At 38.2% G+C, this 19,068-nt stretch carries 22 protein-coding genes, 1 tRNA gene and 1 pseudogene; 9 read left to right on the forward strand and 15 right to left on the reverse strand.

What is annotated here, in order from left to right; all coding sequences use genetic code 11:
* Positions 1-60 precede the first annotated feature (60 nt).
* A tRNA-Val gene (locus tag NST02_RS17115) sits at positions 61-133 on the reverse strand.
* A 172-nt stretch (positions 134-305) separates the two neighbouring features.
* Here NST02_RS17115 and NST02_RS17120 point away from each other — a divergent pair.
* The 5 genes from NST02_RS17120 to NST02_RS17140 all read left to right on the forward strand — a co-directional run bounded on the left by NST02_RS17120 (position 306) and on the right by NST02_RS17140 (position 3,778).
* Positions 306-527: a hypothetical protein gene (locus NST02_RS17120; RefSeq protein ID WP_095310132.1), complete on the forward strand. Its 222-nt coding sequence runs from the start codon at positions 306-308 to the stop codon at positions 525-527.
* Between the two features lie 291 nt (positions 528-818).
* Positions 819-1,547: an alpha/beta hydrolase gene (locus NST02_RS17125; protein ID WP_340949315.1), complete on the forward strand. Its 729-nt coding sequence runs from the start codon at positions 819-821 to the stop codon at positions 1,545-1,547.
* A gap of 163 nt (positions 1,548-1,710) precedes the next feature.
* Positions 1,711-2,223 carry a YjcG family protein gene (locus tag NST02_RS17130; RefSeq protein ID WP_095310128.1) on the forward strand — a complete coding sequence of 171 codons (513 nt, stop codon included), beginning with the start codon at positions 1,711-1,713 and terminating at the stop codon, positions 2,221-2,223.
* A gap of 6 nt (positions 2,224-2,229) precedes the next feature.
* A complete protein-coding gene (locus NST02_RS17135; RefSeq protein WP_095310126.1) occupies positions 2,230-2,652 on the forward strand; it encodes a GNAT family N-acetyltransferase in 423 nt (140 codons plus the stop codon).
* 448 nt (positions 2,653-3,100) lie between these two features.
* Positions 3,101-3,778 (forward strand): DUF421 domain-containing protein, encoded by a 678-nt coding sequence (locus NST02_RS17140; RefSeq protein ID WP_095310124.1) that lies wholly within the window; start codon positions 3,101-3,103, stop codon positions 3,776-3,778.
* 6 nt (positions 3,779-3,784) lie between these two features.
* Here NST02_RS17140 and NST02_RS17145 read toward each other — a convergent pair whose 3' ends face one another.
* Positions 3,785-4,060, reverse strand: coding sequence for a hypothetical protein (locus NST02_RS17145; protein ID WP_095310122.1), 276 nt, complete (start codon positions 4,058-4,060; stop codon positions 3,785-3,787).
* Between the two features lie 139 nt (positions 4,061-4,199).
* Here NST02_RS17145 and NST02_RS17150 point away from each other — a divergent pair, with 139 nt between their 5' ends.
* Together NST02_RS17150 and NST02_RS17155 are read left to right on the forward strand one after the other, a co-directional pair.
* Positions 4,200-6,476, forward strand: coding sequence for an ATP-dependent helicase (locus NST02_RS17150; protein ID WP_340950019.1), 2,277 nt, complete (start codon positions 4,200-4,202; stop codon positions 6,474-6,476).
* An 18-nt stretch (positions 6,477-6,494) separates the two neighbouring features.
* Positions 6,495-7,078: pseudogene (locus NST02_RS17155) on the forward strand (phosphoenolpyruvate carboxykinase (ATP)); the annotation flags it as partial.
* A gap of 711 nt (positions 7,079-7,789) precedes the next feature.
* Here the strand turns inward: NST02_RS17155 and NST02_RS17160 are convergent.
* From NST02_RS17160 to NST02_RS17200, 9 genes are all read right to left on the reverse strand, one after another.
* A complete protein-coding gene (locus tag NST02_RS17160; RefSeq protein WP_095310119.1) occupies positions 7,790-8,044 on the reverse strand; it encodes a stage VI sporulation protein F in 255 nt (84 codons plus the stop codon).
* Positions 8,045-8,176: 132 nt separating this feature from the next.
* The gene (locus NST02_RS17165; RefSeq protein WP_137742703.1) at positions 8,177-8,953 is read right to left on the reverse strand and encodes an SDR family NAD(P)-dependent oxidoreductase; all 777 of its coding nucleotides are present in this window, start codon (positions 8,951-8,953) and stop codon (positions 8,177-8,179) included.
* A 132-nt stretch (positions 8,954-9,085) separates the two neighbouring features.
* Positions 9,086-9,217: a YjcZ family sporulation protein gene (locus tag NST02_RS17170; RefSeq protein WP_095310115.1), complete on the reverse strand. Its 132-nt coding sequence runs from the start codon at positions 9,215-9,217 to the stop codon at positions 9,086-9,088.
* Between the two features lie 96 nt (positions 9,218-9,313).
* The gene (gene spoVAE / locus NST02_RS17175; protein ID WP_095310113.1) at positions 9,314-9,670 is read right to left on the reverse strand and encodes a stage V sporulation protein AE; all 357 of its coding nucleotides are present in this window, start codon (positions 9,668-9,670) and stop codon (positions 9,314-9,316) included.
* Between the two features lie 16 nt (positions 9,671-9,686).
* Complete coding sequence (gene spoVAD / locus NST02_RS17180) at positions 9,687-10,703, reverse strand: stage V sporulation protein AD (protein WP_137742702.1); 1,017 nt, start codon at positions 10,701-10,703, stop codon at positions 9,687-9,689.
* Positions 10,704-10,705: 2 nt separating this feature from the next.
* Positions 10,706-11,170: a stage V sporulation protein AC gene (spoVAC, locus tag NST02_RS17185; RefSeq protein ID WP_095310109.1), complete on the reverse strand. Its 465-nt coding sequence runs from the start codon at positions 11,168-11,170 to the stop codon at positions 10,706-10,708.
* 14 nt (positions 11,171-11,184) lie between these two features.
* Complete coding sequence (locus NST02_RS17190; protein WP_095310107.1) at positions 11,185-11,655, reverse strand: YhcN/YlaJ family sporulation lipoprotein; 471 nt, start codon at positions 11,653-11,655, stop codon at positions 11,185-11,187.
* 159 nt (positions 11,656-11,814) lie between these two features.
* Positions 11,815-12,045, reverse strand: a complete 231-nt coding sequence (locus NST02_RS17195; protein ID WP_137742701.1) for a hypothetical protein — start codon at positions 12,043-12,045, stop codon at positions 11,815-11,817.
* 410 nt (positions 12,046-12,455) lie between these two features.
* On the reverse strand, positions 12,456-12,806 hold the full coding sequence (locus tag NST02_RS17200; protein ID WP_095310103.1) for a DUF1360 domain-containing protein: 351 nt from the start codon (positions 12,804-12,806) through the stop codon (positions 12,456-12,458).
* A gap of 132 nt (positions 12,807-12,938) precedes the next feature.
* On the opposite strand from NST02_RS17200, the gene NST02_RS17205 reads away from it, so the two are divergent.
* A complete protein-coding gene (locus NST02_RS17205; protein ID WP_095310101.1) occupies positions 12,939-13,433 on the forward strand; it encodes a CotY/CotZ family spore coat protein in 495 nt (164 codons plus the stop codon).
* A gap of 139 nt (positions 13,434-13,572) precedes the next feature.
* Here NST02_RS17205 and NST02_RS17210 read toward each other — a convergent pair whose 3' ends face one another.
* The 3 genes from NST02_RS17210 to NST02_RS17220 form a co-directional block, all read right to left on the reverse strand.
* Positions 13,573-14,130, reverse strand: a complete 558-nt coding sequence (locus NST02_RS17210; protein WP_170211178.1) for a CotO family spore coat protein — start codon at positions 14,128-14,130, stop codon at positions 13,573-13,575.
* A 264-nt stretch (positions 14,131-14,394) separates the two neighbouring features.
* Positions 14,395-15,165, reverse strand: a complete 771-nt coding sequence (fabI, locus tag NST02_RS17215) for an enoyl-ACP reductase FabI (protein ID WP_095310096.1) — start codon at positions 15,163-15,165, stop codon at positions 14,395-14,397.
* 119 nt (positions 15,166-15,284) lie between these two features.
* Complete coding sequence (locus NST02_RS17220; RefSeq protein ID WP_137742700.1) at positions 15,285-17,141, reverse strand: monovalent cation:proton antiporter family protein; 1,857 nt, start codon at positions 17,139-17,141, stop codon at positions 15,285-15,287.
* A gap of 277 nt (positions 17,142-17,418) precedes the next feature.
* On the opposite strand from NST02_RS17220, the gene prpE reads away from it, so the two are divergent.
* Positions 17,419-18,159, forward strand: coding sequence for a bis(5'-nucleosyl)-tetraphosphatase PrpE (prpE, locus tag NST02_RS17225; RefSeq protein ID WP_095310092.1), 741 nt, complete (start codon positions 17,419-17,421; stop codon positions 18,157-18,159).
* On the opposite strand, the gene NST02_RS17230 is transcribed toward prpE, so the two are convergent.
* The gene (locus NST02_RS17230; RefSeq protein WP_137742699.1) at positions 18,156-19,040 is read right to left on the reverse strand and encodes an RluA family pseudouridine synthase; all 885 of its coding nucleotides are present in this window, start codon (positions 19,038-19,040) and stop codon (positions 18,156-18,158) included. The two genes, prpE and NST02_RS17230, sit on opposite strands and share 4 nt — an antisense overlap.
* Positions 19,041-19,068 lie beyond the last annotated feature (28 nt).

The following is a 19,068-nucleotide window of genomic DNA, read 5'->3' on the forward strand; positions in this document are numbered from 1 at the left end:
GAAAAACAAAAAAAGGCTGAAACCCTTGATATATCAAGAATTCCAGCCTTTTGATTATGATGACCTGTGAGGGACTTGAACCCCCGACCCCCACCCTGTCAAGGTGATGCTCTCCCAGCTGAGCTAACAGATCATTTGATGAAGTATAGATATTATTATACTTGTCTAAAATAATTTGTCAATATGGTTTATTTCAACAAAAAGAGAACACACATTCTCCTTCCCCTTGCATAAAGAACATAAGTTCGCATATAATAAAAACATAAAGTCGCATTTAGCACTTAAACAGAAAGTGGTGTTTCTCCATGAGTAAGTTACTAACAAAATCTCTAGAAGAGCAAATTCCTGTTGAAATGATTTATATTTCCTCTTCGAATCAAATTACGCAGCGGAAAATAATTGTGAAAGAAATCAACGGTTCGATGGTTCGAGCATATTGCTTTATGCGTAGGCAAACAAGGTTATTTAAAATTGAGCAGATTTTATCATTAATGCCAGTTAGAACCTTTCATAAAGAAATCAGTTAAGACAAAAAAGGAAGCTCTCCCATGAGAACTTCCTTTTTGGTTTATTCGCTAACTGTTTCTGGTTTTGCAGTACCTTTGCCTTTAAAAAAATTGTAAGGCAGCAAGAATAAGGAAGATGACAAGTCCAATCATATCTGTCATGCCCTCTGGATAAATCAGCAAAATTCTACCGGCAATGACGTGACTAAGTCATTTAAAAATGTATTTCTAAATCTCCTATGGTACAATCTTCTGTAAATACGATGTAACTCACCAATTAGCCTAAAACATAAATGCAAGGAGGGATTAGCAATGGAATTTTCAAAAGGGCGCATTACGGAATTTTCGTTTGCAAGCAAGGAATTAACTGAAACCATTCCCATACTGGTTTATTTGCCAGCTTCATTCTCCCCTTTGTATAAGTACACATTAGTCATTGCTCAAGATGGAAGAGATTATTTTCAACTCGGTCGAATCGGAAGAACTACCGATCAATTGATTAATGCTGGAGAGATTGAGAATATCATAATTGTCGGAATCCCATACAAAGACGTGAAGGATCGCCGAGCAAAATATCATCCGCAAGGAACCCAACATCAAGCATACATACGCTTTCTTGCTAAAGAGCTTGTTCCCTTTCTCGATCAGCAATTTCCAACTTATCAAATGGGCTTAGGAAGAGCTATAATTGGAGATTCGTTAGCAGCTACTGTTTCATTAAAAGCAGCATTGCAATTTCCTCATACCTTCGGCAAAGTGATTTTGCAATCACCTTTTGTAAGTGAAGAAGTAATCGATGATGTTGCAGCGTTTGAACAGCCCCATTTGCTTTCAATCTACCATGTAATTGGAAAGCAGGAAACAGAGGTAAAAACAACGGCTGACAAAATTGAAGATTTCCTTACACCCAACCGGGAGCTAAATGTTGTAATTGACAGTAAAGCATTTCCCTATTTTTATGAAGAATTCGACGGAAATCATACATGGACATTTTGGCAGCCTGATCTTAGACGTGCCTTAAAAAAGATGTTTCCGAAATAGAATCACGCTTCATTTTACTTTTCAAAATGATCAAATAGAGAAATGAAATCCATTATTTGCTATAATAGAAATACAAGCGTTTACAAAAATTGGACACAAACCTTTATTTATTTGTTCCTTTCATATGCAGAAATAAAAATTTAAACATTTTGGAGGTTATACAATGAAATACGGAATTGTTATTTTTCCATCCAAAGCCTTACAAGACAAAGCAAATTCATTTCGAAAAAGATATGACCCACACTATGCCCTAATTCCCCCACATATCACATTAAAGAGTACTTTTGAAGTGAATGATGTGGATATTAAGGATATCGCTGACCAATTGCATCAAACTGCTCAACGATTTGCACCTTTTCAGATTAAAGTAACGAAGTTTAGTTCCTTCCAACCTGTTAATAATGTCATTTATATGAAGATTATTCCTGAGCCGGAAATCGTCGATTTACATGAAGCTGTAAATGCAGTTATTGCCGATAGCCCATCTGAATATTCATTTGTCCCCCACATCACAGTTGGACAAGACCTGTCAAATGATGAGCATTCAGATGTTTATAGTTCACTAAGACTCCAAGAGATCAATCATGAAGAAACAATTGATCGATTCCACTTGCTTTACCAGCTTGACAATGGTTCTTGGACCGTATATGAAACATTTCGTTTAAGAAAGGAATAGAGAAACTTGAATTTGATAACCGTTACTACTAATGAACAACTAGAAGAAGTCTATCGCGTTCGAAAAATTGTGTTTGTTGATGAACAGCATGTACCTTTAGAAGAAGAAATCGATAATCTTGAAGCAGTGTCGACACATTTTCTTTTACAAGACGAAGGTCAGTCGGTCGGTGCAGGACGTTTTCGCGTTGTTGACGACTATGGCAAAGTTGAAAGAATTTGTGTCTTAAAGCATAAGCGTAAAAGTGGTGCAGGACGAGCAATTATGGAGGGCATCGAAGCGTTCGCCAAAAAAGAAGGCATTAGGAAGCTAAAGTTGAATGCTCAAACCCATGCTATTCCTTTTTATGAAGGCTTAGGCTATGAAGTTGCTTCAGAGGAATTTCTCGATGCTGGAATTCCTCACAAAACAATGGTTAAGCAGTTATAAAGGAGCAATTTTAAAAAACGAGACTCTACTCAACGTGCGGCCTGGTGGACCCAAACGGATTACTTCATAAAGCAGAGTGAAAAAATTGCTGTTGTTTGTTATGGGAGGGCTAGAGCTTAGAAACATGAGAAAAGTGGCTCTTTCCCAGCTTAGCACCCGTCAAAAAAGGGAGTTCCATGAAGCTGAAATAAATACCATTTTATTTGGCCTTATTAACCGATAGGCTTTGTTTTGTCACAGAAAATGCTGACTAGATAATTATGATTTCCCGCTTGCTTTAACCATTCTTAAAAAGATATGTTCTTATTCAAGAAGAAACGGGCACGTCTCTTGGTGCCCTTGCCACAATGAAAGTTTTTACAAAGCTATTTTTAAAGTAAGAACAAATATTTAACCGCCCCATTCCCCATACTAAGAAATAATTACTACTGGGGAATGGGGGTTAATGATGGACGGTTATTTGCAAATTCTGATTGAATTGATTTTTGGATATATAGCTTTATTTGCTTTAACAAAGATTATGGGGAAAACACAAATTACACAGATTACACCGTTCGATTTTATCTCCGCCTTAATTTTAGGGGAATTAGTTGGAAATGCTATTTATGATAATGACATTAAATTTCAAAAAGTCATCTATGCTGTTGTCATTTGGGGCATTCTTATTTTTATAACTGAAATCTTAACACAAAAAAAGAAAGGGCTGCGCAAGCTTTTAGAAGGGAAACCATCAATTGTTATTCGCAAAGGGAAAATTGATTACGGTATGCTGAAAAAAGCACATTTGGATATTAACCAGCTTCAGCACCTCCTTCGATCAAGAGGAATCTTTTCGGTTCGAGAATGTGAGTATGCCATTTTAGAAACAGACGGTTCCATTAGCGTTTTAAGAAAATCTAGCTATGAACCAGTAACGATACGTGATCTTAACCTTCCTCGTTCACCTGTTAAGCTGCCGGTTACCTTAATACTGGATGGAGAAATTGAAGCCGATAATCTACTGTTTATTAAATGGAATGAAGAGATGCTTTTTAATGAAATGAAAAAATTCGGCATCGATTCTGAAAAGGATGTTCTCTATGCTGAATGGAGAGAAGGGGAAGAATTATTTATTCAAACGTATTAGCTTCTCCTAAACGACTTCATTAAAATAACGGCCCTTTCCCGTAATTTCACTATAGATCTCTTCAATCCTATATTCTCGCGTCAGCTCCTGAACTGGGGAGCTTTTTTTATTGAATTTTCGCTCATCCTGCGGCAATTTCGCCAATCTTCCTCCATCTGTCATGCCTGCAGCCCGCCTTGTCCTTTCGACTGGGAAAATTTGAAACGGTTCATACCTGTTTTTTAACTCTCTATCGCCGTAATGATGATATTGATTGTTTGTTGTCGGAGGAATATAGCCCATGCTAACCACCTCTTTTAAAAATTTTAAATGAACAAAAACTCTTTAGAATATATATACGATTTGGTATGATAAATCTTGTCTGTATTTATAAAGAAACATCCATTTTACATTAGACAAGAGAGCAGTTAAGGGGAACATGATGAAAACAGCCGTATTAGAAAACCATGTACTCAACATAGAGCAACTAAATAGAGAACATTTTCAATCGATTCATGATGAAGGAAGAAAAGGGAAGCTTTTTTGTTCGGTTTGTGGAGAGCCTGTTCGCTTCTACATAGGCATTGAACAGCAGCCTCACTTTTTTCATATGACAAAAAAGGCTAATTGTCAGGAGCTTGAATTTGACGTGGAGCAGTCCTCTAAGGAAGACGTAGAATACTTGGAACGAAACGGCTTCAAGATCCCAGTTTCGCGTACCATTACAACAGTGAAACATCGCACTGAATTCAAACCTCCACAATCAGTGAAACAAGCACCACCATTTATAAGTACAAACAAGTTGGAGACGACGGCTTACAGTCCCTATATACAAGCCTTGAAAGAATCCGGTTTTTCCTTAGATGCGAATCAATTGGAAGCTGTCACTCAGACTGAAGGTCCTTTGCTCGTCCTAGCGGGAGCAGGCAGTGGAAAAACGCGGGTGCTGACGGCACGGACGGCTTATATGATTCAAGAGAAAAACGTCGATCCCCGCTCCATTATGCTCGTCACCTTTACAGCTAAAGCAGCTCAAGAAATGAAAGAGCGATTACATCAATATCCTGAGATGAAACAGCAGCATATTCAACAGTTATTAGCCGGTACTTTTCATAGTATTTTTTACCGAATTTTATCCTTCCATGAGCGGAATAAATGGAATTCTGAAAAATTATTAAAAAAAGAGTGGCAAAAAGAACAAATTATCAAATTAGGTGGCAAAGAGTTAGATTTGGATGAGAAGGAGTTTGCCTATGATTTGGCACTGCAACAAATTGGCTTATGGAAAAATTCATTGATCCTGCCTTCTCAAATTAAGCCTGAAACTCCTTGGGAGGAAAAGGTTGCTTATCTCTTTCAATATTATGAAAAAGCAAAGCAAGAAAAAGGGTTATTTGACTTTGATGACATGCTCCTTGGCTGCTACCAGCTTTTTCAAGAGAACCCTTCCCTACTTGAAAATTACCAAAAGCGATTCCGCTATTTTCTTATTGATGAGTTTCAAGATATCAATAAAGTTCAGTACGAATTGATTCGTATGCTGTCAGCTTCAAGTCATATTTGCGCAGTCGGGGATGATGATCAATCTATATATTCATTTCGAGGTAGTGACCCACAATACCTGCTGGAATTTGAAAAAGATTTTCCAAATACAAAATTAGTTATTTTAAATGAAAATTATCGTTCGAGCCATGAAATTGTGACGACCGCTAATACAATTATTAAAAAGAATCAGGAGCGTAGAACAAAGGAAATGCACGCACAATTTTCTACTGGACTCCCGCCCATACTGTTCTTCCCCTATGATGAAGAAGAGGAAGCAACCATGATCGTTCAAGATATACAGGAGAAACTTGAAAAAGGCTATGAACCTTCTGACTTTGCAATTTTATTTCGGACAAATACAAGCAGTAGAGCCATTTTTGAGCGGTTAGCCAATTCCAGTCTCCCTTTTAAAATTGATCAAGATGTTGAACCCTTTTATGAACGCTTTATCGTTAAAGGCATGCTTTCATTTCTAAGACTTTCGTTGAATGAAGAGGATCAAGAAGCCATACGCTCGATCCTTCCCGTACTATTTGTGAAAAATAACGTCCTACAGGATTTAAAGGCTGACAGTATTCTTAATGATCGTTCATTACTTGAATGTGTCAGTCAATTTAAAACCGGCTTTGCTTTTCAAGAGAAAAAGCTAAAAAAGTTAGTTCCTGTCATTCGTTCATTGCACCGGCTCTCACCAGTAACAGCGATGGATATTCTAGAAAAAGAATTAGGGTACGGAGACTTTATAAAGAAAAGAGGAAACGAGGGCAACAAGCTTGATAAAGGCTCTGACGATATTCGAGATTTAAAAGTGGCAGCGCGAGGTTTCAAAACGATTCTTGAATTTTTAGATCATGTTAGTCATATGACGGCGATGAATAAAGAAATAAAAAAGCTTAGTAAAACGCTTGATCATGCTTTAACATTAAGTACCATTCACCGTTCAAAAGGATTGGAATATAAAATTGTGTACGTAGTAAGTACCGTTGATGGCAGCTTACCACACGATTTTGCACTAGATTCTTACCGCAATGGTGACGTTTCTCCATTAGAGGAAGAAAGAAGATTGCTCTATGTTGCCATTACAAGGGCAATGGAGCAATTGTACTTATCGATTCCGGAAAAACGACGTGGCAAAAATGCCCATCCTTCTCGCTTTTTAAGTCCTGTAAAATAAAAAAGAACTGCAAATTTTCGAAGCCATTCGGTGTTAGAAAATATCATTCGTAATCCAGAAACTCGATTAGCTGACTATGATGATGGCTCATTAACGGAAAACACCCATGCAACTTATCCAGTTCAAGCTATTGACAATATTGTCGCTCCGAGCATCGCCGGCCATCCGAATGCAATCGTCTTTTTAACTGCTGATGCATTTGGGGTGCTGCCGCCAATCGCAAAATTAACAAAAGAACAAGCAATGTATCATTTTCTAAGCGGCTATACTTCTAAACTGGCTGGAACTGAACGCGGAGTTACATCTCCTGAAGCGACGTTCTCTACCTGCTTTCGTTTCCTATTTCTTCCATTACCAGCCACTCGTTATGCAGAAATGCTCGGCGAAAAAATCGATGAGCATAACGCTCAAGTATATCTTGTTAACACAGGCTGGACTGCGGAGAATATGGCGTAGCAGCAGAATGAAGCTAAGCTATACAAGGGCTATCGTTCACGCAGCCCTTGAAGGGGAGTTAAACAAGGTTGAAAATGGTAAAGGTAAAAGACCATTTCTTTGGCTTAAATATCCCTCTTCACGTTCCTAGCGAACCAGATGAATTAACGAAGGTGAATTCCGGAAAAAGCGTGATTAATTCCGGAATTTTTCTGCTTAATTCCGGAAAAAGCGGATGTATTTCCGGAAAAATTGCATTAATTCCGGAATTTCACCCTACAATTCCGGAAAACACAACAAAAGCGCTAGCGCCTCCGGTTGACTTATCGTAGAGAGGGGACCTGAAGTTTGTTAGGCTCTGGCTGCTTGCGCTAGACGTAGATGCACTCATTAAAAGCGTTATACACAACTACGAAATCTATAATATCCGCAAAAATAATAAAAGAAGCGCCTTCGGAATCATTATAGTTCAAATGGTTCCTACAAGAATTAATCGTAACCAATAACTCAGCACTTTTATCTTAAGGAATTTGAGATTTATTCGGAAATCGGCTGCTTTACTTAAATAAATGAAAGAGCATCCCAAACGGCTGCTCTTTCATAATTTTCTCGAGGAAGGGCAAAAAACTTCACCATTTTCACAAAATTTGTTTAAAAATCTCCCATTCATTAGTAAACCCCTGCGATCGTCGCCTATGCATCCTCCATTTACATAAGAAGTACGCAATTTTAACTAATTTACTTAGAGACTCAATTTATCATCATCCAAAGAGTGCTCTTCAAGAATTGTGGTAGCTTTTTCAACTGAAACTTGCCCATGAAATTTTTCACATTTGCCTTTCAAAGGGGCTCCAAAAAAAGATGCCCCTTCATTAAACCTATTTTTTATTAAGCATTTTCGAAATGGTGTTGAAATCAAGCTGCTTCCCGTCACTAACAATCGACTTGACGATTTTATCTTCCGTTTCCTTATTAACAGGTTTGTTGGCAATTTGTGATACCCGTCTGATCACGTTGCGCACCGTTCTTTCATCCTTGAAATTTGCCCCTTGTAATGAATTGGCCAAATCAAAGACATCCTTCATATTAACGCCTGTCTTCTTCTCGATATTTTTAAAGAATTGATTATCCATTTTGTGAAACTACGCCTCCTTTTTAAGCTACTTACATTTTATGAATGTAGCTCCTGAAGGGTGATATGAAAAGCTAAAGAAAGGCGTTTTTCATAGTTTTATAGATTTCACAATAATCGATAAATACGATTGTTACTTCATGATCCAACCTCCATCGACTAGAATGTCGCTTCCCGTCATATAAGATGCCTCTTCTGAAGCAGCAAAAACAATGACATTCGCAATTTCCGAAGCTTCCCCCATTCTCCCTAAAGCGGTATTTTCTTCAATCATTTTTACAAATTTTTCATATTGCAAACCCTTTTCTGGTAATGGCGCATCAACAATTCCAGGAGATACAGAATTGACACGAATGCCGTACGGTGCCAACTCTAAAGCTAATGATTTTGTAAAATTAATGACTCCCGCTTTCGCAGCGCTATAATGAGGAATTAGTGCTCCTGATTGATGTCCAGATATTGAAGCAACGTTAACGATGGCACGCCCCTGCCTCCTATTTTCTTCTTTTGACTGTAAAACCATTAAATTGCCCAGCACTTTCGAAACAAGGAAGATACTTCGTAAATTTGCACTTTGAATATCGTCCCATTCCCCCTCTAAGGTTTCTAGCGCTTTCGAACATTGGTAACTGCCTGCATTGTTTACTAGAATATGTAGATCACCAAAATGTATACGGATATAGTCGGAAAGCTCCTGAACATCTTCCTCATCAGTCACATCCGCTTGAAAAATTTCTGCCATGGGAATTTTTTTAGTCTTATTAATCTCGGTTGCAACCGCTTCTAATTTTAACTTCTGCCTTCCCACTAACACCACCTTTGCCCCTTCTTGTGCAAGCCTAATTGCCACCTCTTTGCCAATCCCACTGCCTGCCCCTGTAATTAAGGCGATCCTTTGAGCAAACCTCATTTCATCTACATCCCTTCCACACATTTTTCTCATTTTACATTGTGCAGTAAAACCCTGAAAATTCATAATATTCAATTCTATAATCATAAAGAAAAATGCCGTTCTTTGCAAAACGGCATTTCTTTCATGCAATTAATAGAAGCTGGCGCCTACAATAATTAATAGGATAAACAACACAACGATTAATACGAAGGTTGATCCGCCATAGCCAGCGCCTCCATATCCGTAGCCACCATATCCTCCAAAGCCACATCCGAAGCCCATCTATGTCACCTCACTTTATACGGTCTCACTAGTAACATATGTACGGGTTCAAAAAAGTGTATAGGCTGTTTAATAGATTCCGCAAATGAATCATACTCATCCTTTTGGTTTAAAAAGCAAGGCGCCGATAAAAGCAAAAACAATCGCAGCTGAAATTCCTGAACTGGTTACCTCAAACATCCCTGTCAAAACTCCCACTAGGCCATGCTTCTCTGCCTCTTGTAATGCCCCGTGTACAAGGGTATTCCCAAAATTTGTAATCGGAACAGTCGCACCAGCTCCAGCAAAATCTGCCAACGGTTCATATAACCCAATGCCGTCGAGTATTGCCCCCATTACGACGAGCAAGCTGAGTGTATGGCCTGGTGTTAATTTAGCAACATCAAATAATAATTGCCCAAATACACATATTAAACCACCTACTACAAACGCCCAAAAAAACATTGGCAACAACAAGAAAACCTCCTTATTATTCGTTCATTTCAATTGAAACCGCATGTGCAATACATGGAATGCTCTCATTTTGTTGGTATGTTAACGGAGAAAGCAAGGCACCAGTTGCTACAACAAGTACTTTTTTATATGTCCCTTTTTGCATTTCATTGAGAATATGACCATACAATACTGTAGCTGAACAGCCTGCACCACTTGCTCCCGCTTGAACCGGTTGATCATCCTTATAAATCATCAATCCACAATCTTGGAATTTTTCCCATTCAATATTCAAACCATTTTTCTTTAAAAGTTCAAAGGTGATTTCTCTACCAATTTTCGCCAAATCTCCCGTAAGAATTAAGTCATAATAAGAGGGATCTAAACTTAAATCATTAAAGTGTGCTGTAATTGTATCAGCTGCGGCAGGTGCCATTGCTCCCCCCATATTGTAGGGATCTGTCATACCTAGATCAATGACCTTTCCAATCGTAGCAGAAGTGGTCACAGGCAACCCTTTTTCATTTTCGTTTTTCTTGAGCAACGCGGCTCCTGCCCCGGTCACTGTCCACTGGGCAGTTGGCGGCTTTTGTCCACCATATTCTGTAGGATAACGAAATTGCTTCTCTGTTGCAGCATTGTGGCTTGAAGCTCCCGTTACCACATAATCTGCGCCATTGTAATTAAGAATAAAAGAGGCTAAGGCAAGTCCCTCCATTGAAGTGGAGCATGCGCCAAAAATACCAATATACGGTAATTGAATGGTTCTTGCAGCCATGCTTGAAGGAGTAATTTGATTGATCAAATCGCCTGCAATAAAGAATTGTACATCGTTTTTAGTTTTATTTCCTTTTTGAATCGCCGTTTGCGCCGCTTCCTCCATTAAGACGCGTTGCGCTTTCTCGTACGAATCCTCTCCCATCCATAAATCATCATGTATGATGTCAAAATCAGCAATTAATTTCCCGCTTGCCTCAAAAGGACCTACTGATACACCGGTTGAAACGATGACTGGTTTATTTGGAAATATCCATGACTGCTTTCCCTTGCGCATGATTATATAACCCCCCATTTGATGAGAAGGACTTTTATTAGAGCAACAACAAAAGCAGAAAAAACTCCGAATAAAATAACAGAACCTGCTAGCTTAAACATATTTCCTCCAACACCTAATACAAAGCCTTCTGTTCGATGTTCAATTGCAGCCGAGATAACAGCATTCCCAAAACCCGTAACAGGAACCGCACTGCCAGCTCCAGCGAATTGGCCAATATGATCATAAACCCCAAATCCAGTTAAGAGCATGGAGATAAAAACCATCGTTGCCACAGTTGGATTGCCCGCCGTTTGTTCAGTAAAATTAAAGAAATAAATATAAAAATAGGTGATTGCTTGACCAACTATGCAGAAAAGCCCTCCAACAAAAAACGCCTTAATGCAATTTTTCAATACGGGTCTTTTCACTTCATGTTTTTGTTCCAGGGATTGATATTGTTTTTGTTCTTTTGTTTTCCCCCCCATGACTGAGGCCTCCTTCAAGTTAGTTCTTTCTTTAGTTTTATTATTTCCTGAAGCCTTTTCTCCGCTTTTTCAGTAGAATAATTTGGATCCTTTAAATTTTCTTCTAACTCTACTGCTTCGAGAAAAATTTTGTAATCACTTGAAACAATAAAATTTTCTTCTGGATATTTTTCCTTGAGCAGCTTCTTGATTTTTTTCTCAATTTTCTTCATGTGAAATCGTTGCATATGTCTTACCTTATAAGCAACAAGAATATCCTCTTTTCCCTTTAATACAGAAACATCGTAAAGCTCCTTAAAGCTTTCAACATCTTGCTCAATTGCTCCGATCAAATCCAATTCCTTTTTCGTGTTTTTCTCAAGTGAAAGTGGTGCTGGATTTGTCGTTTTCAGCAAAGCAATCCCGTTTCCCTTCGGTTCATCATCGTTACAAGCACATAATAAAGTAACGATGACTAAAAAATATGTAATCAGTATTTTCCTCATTAATTCCCATCCCCTACACCAGCTAATATTGTTTTTATTTTCCACGACTTTGCCCTAATTTATGAATATTAGTTCCCTTCCAATATTTAGAAAATACGATGATCATTTTAAGTACAAATTAACAAATACTAGAATAAAAAGGGGAAAAAAATCGCCCTTTTAAATAAAATATAAGGTGACCGGACGATTTTTTTTGAGATGTGGATTGCTCAATGAAAGTACCATGTACGAAGGCAAAGGGAAATCGCCAAGCCCATTGATACCTTCTTCGAGGAAATGAAAACGACGCAAAAAGGCCCTTGAATGTGAAGAGAAAGCCACTATCCACGCTCGACGCAAAATCGAAGCAGAAAGTGGCTCAGTCACATCAAGGGCAATTAATCGTTCCATAAATTTTCTCTTTCTGGAACCCGATAAGGGATAATCAAGCTCGAAAAAGATAGCGTAAGCTCACAACACCCTCAGAGTATCCATTCAAAAGAAAAACGAACCGTTTTCTCACTTCCTTTATTTTAGTGGCTTTTCAGAAGCCCTGAGTCTTGACTTGTGAATTATCTTATTTTTTTCTTTCCACAGCCACAACCCTTTTTTTTCTTCGTCATTTTCGGTTGTTTTTTTACTTTATGGTTAGCGTTAGTGCTTTGTAATCTCATGCTTCTCTCTCCCATCTGTTATATTTCAGCAACAAGACCTGGAGCCCAGTAAGGATGATATGTGAGTATCATTATGATAATGTATGCAATTTATAAAAAGCATGTATATGTGCATTACCCAGATTAGCTTAAAAAGTTAAGTAGCTATCATAATAATCGTTGTATTATCGTTTCAATAATTGCTGCAATCCCTGCAACCGCCAAAATTAGAAGAAAAGGAAAAGCAAAAAGCGGCCATTTTAAATAAAAAAGACATAATCCGGCGGCAGACCAAATGCCCGTACACCAATAACAGCTTAACAATTCACCAATAAAATTTTTGATTAACCCCTTTTTAGGGACTAAATAAACTTCCTCATTCCCGTTTTCATTTACCTCTATCTCTTCTTCAAAGAAGGGATTTCTGATAAATTCGCTAATTTTGTCAAAAACAATTAAACGAGTTAGGCGAAAGCTAGCCAATGAAATAACAATTAATTCCATCCAAGAAATAAACATATTCTTCATCCTTCAATATATATTTTCCCGCCCATTTTTAGGAAATAAGGCGATTGTCCGTTACCCAAATACCTCCACTACAATATGTTATTAATGTAATATTACTTCTCAGAATATAAGGAGGAATAACGAATGGGTTGTGGAAAAAAAGATGACGAAAAAAACGTTAGACACGACAACTGTGTATGCGAAGTTGTCCGTGCTATAAAAGACATCCAAGATGCAGCGGATGCTACTTGTGAGTGCCCAAGCAACTGCTTCCAAGAACCACTTGGCTCTTTAATTAAACCGGGTAAAAGACAAAGAGCAGATACTCGCGTATTCGTACTAAAAACAGCTGATGGATCTCCATTTCATGCATTTTTCAGACACGATGAATGTGCATGTGTATCCATTTTTTTCAGAGTTGAAGAAATCTTTGATAACTGCTGTGCTACGTTACGTGTCATTAAACCGGTTCATAACGGTGAAGCAGTGGATTTAACTCATGATTGCTGCATCGACTTAAGTAAAATTTGCCAAGTAGAAGGCTTTAGAGCAACTAATGATTGTGTAACAGTTGACTTAAGCTGCTTCTGCGCTATCCAATGTATTGCTGATGTTGACTTAAATATTTGTGAAGACTAATAAAAAGAAGTCATGTGAATTAGGGTTGAAATTGCCGACCTATTAGGAGAAGTGTCTAGACATTGGCTAGACACTTCTTCTGATTAAAGCAGTCAGACAAATGGTAAATTGGACTTGCTTCCGCATTTCATAAAATGGACTATAGACCGATCATTCTAACCTCTATTAAATCTTTCGTAGGAATGGTTACTTCTGTCTTATCAAAAAGCTTCACAATCACCTCCTGCTCCTTTTTCTCCTTCAATATACCTCGAAGCACTTTATCCTCTGTTTGAAATAAACACGGTACCGGAGGTAATTGGCGTGGAAAATGAGTAAGATAATCTAGCTTTTCTTCTATATTCATTTCCCTAAAGGGCTTCACTCTTTTAAAAGAAAATCCATGTTCATGCCCTTTTGCCTTACCTTCGTAACCTTCGATCGCTTCTTGTACTTCCTTTGCAGATTGTGTTATTTCATCATTACTTGCTGGTGCTCCGAAAATAGGCTCCTCTTCTTCAAGAATATACCCTTTATTTTTTCTTTTCTTTTCTCCTGCTTCCGTCATTCTTATCTCATCTTTCTGTCTTTGAAGCGATTGCTGATTCTTTTCAGCTTGCTTTAAAGAAAATGTTTCCTGCATTTTTCCTTTTATAGGTTTATTATCCTGTCGCTGAATAAAAAGCAAGGGATCACGCTTTTTCTGGTTTTTGCTCAATTTATCACACCTCCAAATTCAATTGATTCACCTTATATGTATGCCGTTGCTTCGATTTCGTTTCCAAGAAGAGAATACTTTATCATGATAAAATGGCTTTTTAGACACACCCTCGTGTTTTCGGTCAAATAGGAGCAGCATGAAACAATATTGTTGATAAAGTAAGCCAATCGATATATAACAAAGACAAAAAAGAAAGACTGTAAACAAATCGAGTTTGTTTACAGTCAGAATTCGCCCTAATTGGCGAGCGCTCAATACTTTTTATAATATATGATAACCTGAATCTACATGAAGATTTTCTCCAGTCATACCACGGGACAAATTGCTAAAGAGGAATAAAGCCGCATCTCCAACCTCTTCAGGTGTTGTCGTTCTTCTTAATGGAGAACGTTCTTCAATTTCTTTTAAAATTGAATTGAAATCACTGACTCCTTTTGCTGAAAGAGTACGGATAGGACCTGCTGAAATCGAATTTACCCGAATGCCTTGTGGTCCAAGATCATTCGCTAAATATTTTACACTTGCATCCAGGGATGCTTTTGCTACACCCATCACATTGTAATTTTGCACAACCCGTTCTCCGCCTAAATAAGTCAGAGTAACAATGCTTCCACCTTCTGTCATGTATTCCCTTGCTGCTTTCGAAACAGCAGTTAAAGAATAGGAACTGACATTATGCGCTAACAAGAAGCCATCACGAGTGGTGTTCATATATTCCCCCTGCAGTTCTTCCTTATTGGCAAAAGCAATACAATGCGCGATTCCATGGATCGTCCCAACCTCCGAATGAATTGTTGCAAAACATTTTGCAATATCTTCATCAACAGTGACATCACAAGGTAAAATGAGAGAATGATTTCCCTCTAATGTCGCAACTAGTTCTCTTACACTTTTCTCAAGTCTTTCTCCTACATATGTAAAGATCAATCGCGCCCCAGCAGCGTGCAATGAACGAGCGATTCCCCAAGCAATACTGCGTTTATTTGCTACACCCATCACTACTATATTCTTTCCTTCTAACGAAAGAGACATTTTAGTTACCTCCTGTTTCATTAATACAAGTTATTAGAACCTGATACTAATTCTAACTGATTTCTTCGAAAAAGAAAAGCAGCAATACAATTTCTAGTACTGCTGCACCAATTTTAATATCATTGACAAAATTCTAATTCTCGTTTTAATTCGTCAACATATTCCTTTGTTCCTGTCACAATTAAACGGTCATTCACTTGCAATTCTGTATCTCCATGTGGAACGAGCGAATCCTTGCCCCGGAAAATCCGCACGAAAATGATGTCGCCGGTAAACGGGAATCTTCTTACAGTCATGCCATCAAATTGATCATTTAGTAAGCGGATCTCGTAAAGGGATGTTTCTTGATTTGTTAAAATATTCATCACCCTCGGTGATTCAATTAAAGCTCGAAGCAGTGCTTTTGAAGAGTTAAAGACTGAATATACTTCAACCCCTTTTTCTCTTAGCCCTTCTTCTAAATCAGGACTTTCAATCCGGACAATCACCCGTTCGATCCCTTTTTCTTTCACTGCAATAGCAAGAGTTGCATTGATTTCATCACTCCCTGTTGAAACAACAACAATATCAGCAGAAAAGACTTCTGTACTTTCTAATGCTGATATAGAGAAATCGGTAATTCCCTTTACCTCAAACAATGAGTTGGCTATTTGAGCGTCTGATTTTTCCTGTTTCGTATGGTAAATGACAGTCTCATATAAAGACGACTTTAATTCTCTTGAAATCGGAAGTGTCAATTGATTCGCTCCCACAAAAGCTATTTTCAGCTTTTTCTCTGAAACAGTTTCTTTCGGAAGGAGATTTTTAAAGATAATCGGGGTGATGACACATGAAATAACAGCAACCAATATCAACGTTCCGCTTAATTCTGACGTAATCACACCCATTCTTTCTCCTATCGTTGCTGCAGCAATGACAAGAGACAATGTCGATGTCAATAAAAAGCCGGCAGCTAAAACTGTCTTTGTGTCATACCATATTTTTAATACGGCGACTGGGAGCAATTTTGAAATTAGCAATGCAAGCAATAGAAGCGGGATCAGCATAAGCATTTTCGGATCGCCAAATAGCTGCCATATATCCAAGTCAACCCCAACCATGACGAAGAAAATAGGAATGAGAAAACCATATCCGAATGAGTCGAGCTTATGCACTAACTCCTGATTTGGAGAAAGAAGCGATACTAAAACCCCAGCCAAAAAAGCCCCTAAAATATTTTCAGCCCCAACTGTTTCTGAAATGGCAACAAGCAAAATAATTAAAGTGAAGACAGCTCTTGTCCCAATTTGTATCGTTCCAGTGGACATTCCTTCAAGCAGTTTATTATTCTTAAACCTTTTCCCCACAAAGAATAACAATAAGCCAGCACCGAATAATACAAGCAATAACCATGTGTTCCCTTGTCCGCCATCATATAAAGAAACAAAGACAGCTAGAAGAACCATCGTGACTAAATCAGCAATTACAGCGATTAAGAGAATAATCTGCCCTATTCCTGTTTTCATCAAACGCGCTTCCTTAAGAGTAGGAACGACCACTCCCAAGGAAATGGTAGAAATGATCAAGGTCATCAGAAAAGCATTTTCAATCATTCCGGCAAGAACAAATAAATAAGAAAGCCCGTATGAGACTATAAAAATGCTTAGGAAAATAACTGAAGCAACAAAGAAACCATTAGGCTCGTCCTTTCCATTCGGAAGCCGTTCTTTTTTCTTCTTCCTGGAAAAAGCTGAGAAATCAATCTCCAACCCACTTAAAAACATTAAAAATATAAAACCAAGGGTGGATAGTGTTTCAAGCCACATATCGTCTTGAACAAGATTAAATCCACTTTTTCCAATTACTAACCCCATTAATATTTCGGCGACAACTACCGGTATAAATGCCAGTCTTAACCGGTGCAAAAACAACGGTGTTAAAAATGCTACGATAATTACTATTACTAATGATGCTACGGACGCACCATGCTCTTCCATTTTCACTCCCCCTAATACGAATAAAATATGAGCCCTCTTCATCTCCACTTCACCAGTTATTGTGAACGTTCAAACATTCAGTTGATACATGTATAAATGGTACTAAAGCTCTGACTTATGTTGCAACTATTTAGACAGTATAAAATAAAATCAGGTATTTCAGTGAAAGAGCAGCACATTATTTAAAGACAAATGATGTGCTTGTAAAATGATTCATGTGTACATTAATTATGATTATACTAATTAGTATCGATATTTTATTAAAGGGAGTCAGCACATGCAGATTGATATTATTGGAGATATTCATGGCTGTTTTCAAGAATTTAAAAACTTAACGCTGGAACTTGGTTATCAATGGTCAAATGGATTTCCGCTTCACCAGGCTGGAAGGAAGCTTGCTTTTGTAGGAGATTTAACAGATCGGGGCCCACAATCTTTAAAAGTGATTGAAGCTGTGTGGGAGCTTGTCATGAAAGAGAAGAGTGCCTTTTATACTCCGGGTAACCATTGCAATAAACTCTATCGCTATTTTCTGGGCAATAAAGTTCAAGTTACACATGGATTAGAAACAACCGTTGCGGAATATAAAGCGTTAGAGCAAAAAGAACAACAGAAAATTCGCGCAATGTTTATGCAGTTATATGAGGAAAATCCACTTTATCAAGTATTGGATAATGGTAAGCTGGTTATTGCACATGCGGGAATTCGCGCCGATTACATTGGCAAGCAGCATTCAAAAGTGAAGACTTTTGTGTTATACGGGGACATTACTGGTGAAAAATATCCAGACGGCTCTCCAGTTCGACGTGATTGGGCAAAGCTCTATCAAGGTGATGCAGCAATCGTTTATGGCCATACTCCAGTATCGAAGCCACGTGTCATAAATAATACGTACAATATTGATACTGGAGCTGTATTTGGTGGAAAATTGACCGCCCTAAGATATCCAGAGATGACATTCGTTTCTGTTTCTTCCTCAATGCCGTTTATTGCGGAAAAATTTAAGGAATTCAGCTAAACTAGCCCCTGCATATCTTTCGGAAGTGAAGTTTGAAAGAGTAAAGATTTTTGAGTTATTGGATGGATAAAAGCAAGACTTCGGCAATGCAAGGCCTGTCGGGTTATGGCTGCAACAGGGCCACCGTAAAGGTCATCGCCAAGCAATGGATGACCAATATGAGATAGATGAACTCTAATTTGATGAGTTCGACCTGTTTCTAACATCAGCCTTACATGGGCAAAACCCTCCATCTGCTGTAGGACCTCATAATGGGTGCAAGCATACTGCCCTTCTTTCTGTACTGTTCTCGCAATAATGCTCCCTTTTTTTCGCCCGATTGGCTCTTCAATCGTTCCCTTTTTATGCAAAAATACACCTGCTGCTAAGGCCTCATATGTTCTTTTGATGAGCCCTTGCCTTTGCTGCGTACTTAATAAATGATGGATATGGCGATGCTTCGCCACCAAAACAAGACCGGATGTATCCCGATCTAGTCTCGTCACAATATGAACCGTTGCGTCATGATTCTTTTTTTCGTAATAGCCGATAATTCCGTTTGCAAGGCTTCCTGATGGATGCTCTCTTGAAGGAATAGTAGCTATTCCTGCTTCTTTGTTTAAAATAAGAACATAGTCATCTTCATAGAGAATATCCAACAGAAGTTCTTCCCCCTTAAGAGAATCGCTTCGATTTTCAAGAGGAAACTCAACCACTAAAAGATCACCGGTTTGCAGCGGTCTGCGGACGGTTACCTCATGATTGTTTACACAAATGCGACCGCCTGCAAATTTAATATCTGTTAAGGCTGATTTGGATATAGATTGTTCTTTTAAAAAATCTCTTACAAGTTTTCCTTGGTTATCGATGTCAATTTCCCATTGAAGTTGAAACCTAGACACTGTCATTACTCCTATCCCATCAGGCAAA

This window comes from Robertmurraya sp. FSL W8-0741, assembly GCF_038004005.1.
GTDB classification, from domain to species: domain Bacteria; phylum Bacillota; class Bacilli; order Bacillales; family Cytobacillaceae; genus Robertmurraya; species Robertmurraya siralis.

Bases quoted from the DNA above. Each gene is read 5' to 3' on its own strand.
- NST02_RS17130 (WP_095310128.1), top strand. From the start codon at position 1,711: ATGAAATACGGAATTGTTATTTTTCCATCCAAAGCCTTACAAGACAAA.
- spoVAD (WP_137742702.1), bottom strand. From the start codon at position 10,703: ATGCGCAAGGGAAAGCAGTCATGGATATTTCCAAATAAACCAGTCATC.
- NST02_RS17165 (WP_137742703.1), bottom strand. From the start codon at position 8,953: ATGAGGTTTGCTCAAAGGATCGCCTTAATTACAGGGGCAGGCAGTGGG.
- NST02_RS17205 (WP_095310101.1), top strand. From the start codon at position 12,939: ATGGGTTGTGGAAAAAAAGATGACGAAAAAAACGTTAGACACGACAAC.
- NST02_RS17190 (WP_095310107.1), bottom strand. From the start codon at position 11,655: ATGAGGAAAATACTGATTACATATTTTTTAGTCATCGTTACTTTATTA.
- NST02_RS17170 (WP_095310115.1), bottom strand. From the start codon at position 9,217: ATGGGCTTCGGATGTGGCTTTGGAGGATATGGTGGCTACGGATATGGA.
- fabI (WP_095310096.1), bottom strand. From the start codon at position 15,165: ATGTCTCTTTCGTTAGAAGGAAAGAATATAGTAGTGATGGGTGTAGCA.
- NST02_RS17125 (WP_340949315.1), top strand. From the start codon at position 819: ATGGAATTTTCAAAAGGGCGCATTACGGAATTTTCGTTTGCAAGCAAG.
- prpE (WP_095310092.1), top strand. From the start codon at position 17,419: ATGCAGATTGATATTATTGGAGATATTCATGGCTGTTTTCAAGAATTT.
- NST02_RS17150 (WP_340950019.1), top strand. From the start codon at position 4,200: ATGAAAACAGCCGTATTAGAAAACCATGTACTCAACATAGAGCAACTA.
- NST02_RS17195 (WP_137742701.1), bottom strand. From the start codon at position 12,045: ATGGAACGATTAATTGCCCTTGATGTGACTGAGCCACTTTCTGCTTCG.
- NST02_RS17160 (WP_095310119.1), bottom strand. From the start codon at position 8,044: ATGGATAATCAATTCTTTAAAAATATCGAGAAGAAGACAGGCGTTAAT.
- NST02_RS17145 (WP_095310122.1), bottom strand. From the start codon at position 4,060: ATGGGCTATATTCCTCCGACAACAAACAATCAATATCATCATTACGGC.
- NST02_RS17200 (WP_095310103.1), bottom strand. From the start codon at position 12,806: ATGTTTATTTCTTGGATGGAATTAATTGTTATTTCATTGGCTAGCTTT.
- NST02_RS17140 (WP_095310124.1), top strand. From the start codon at position 3,101: ATGGACGGTTATTTGCAAATTCTGATTGAATTGATTTTTGGATATATA.
- NST02_RS17220 (WP_137742700.1), bottom strand. From the start codon at position 17,141: ATGGAAGAGCATGGTGCGTCCGTAGCATCATTAGTAATAGTAATTATC.
- spoVAC (WP_095310109.1), bottom strand. From the start codon at position 11,170: ATGGGGGGGAAAACAAAAGAACAAAAACAATATCAATCCCTGGAACAA.
- NST02_RS17120 (WP_095310132.1), top strand. From the start codon at position 306: ATGAGTAAGTTACTAACAAAATCTCTAGAAGAGCAAATTCCTGTTGAA.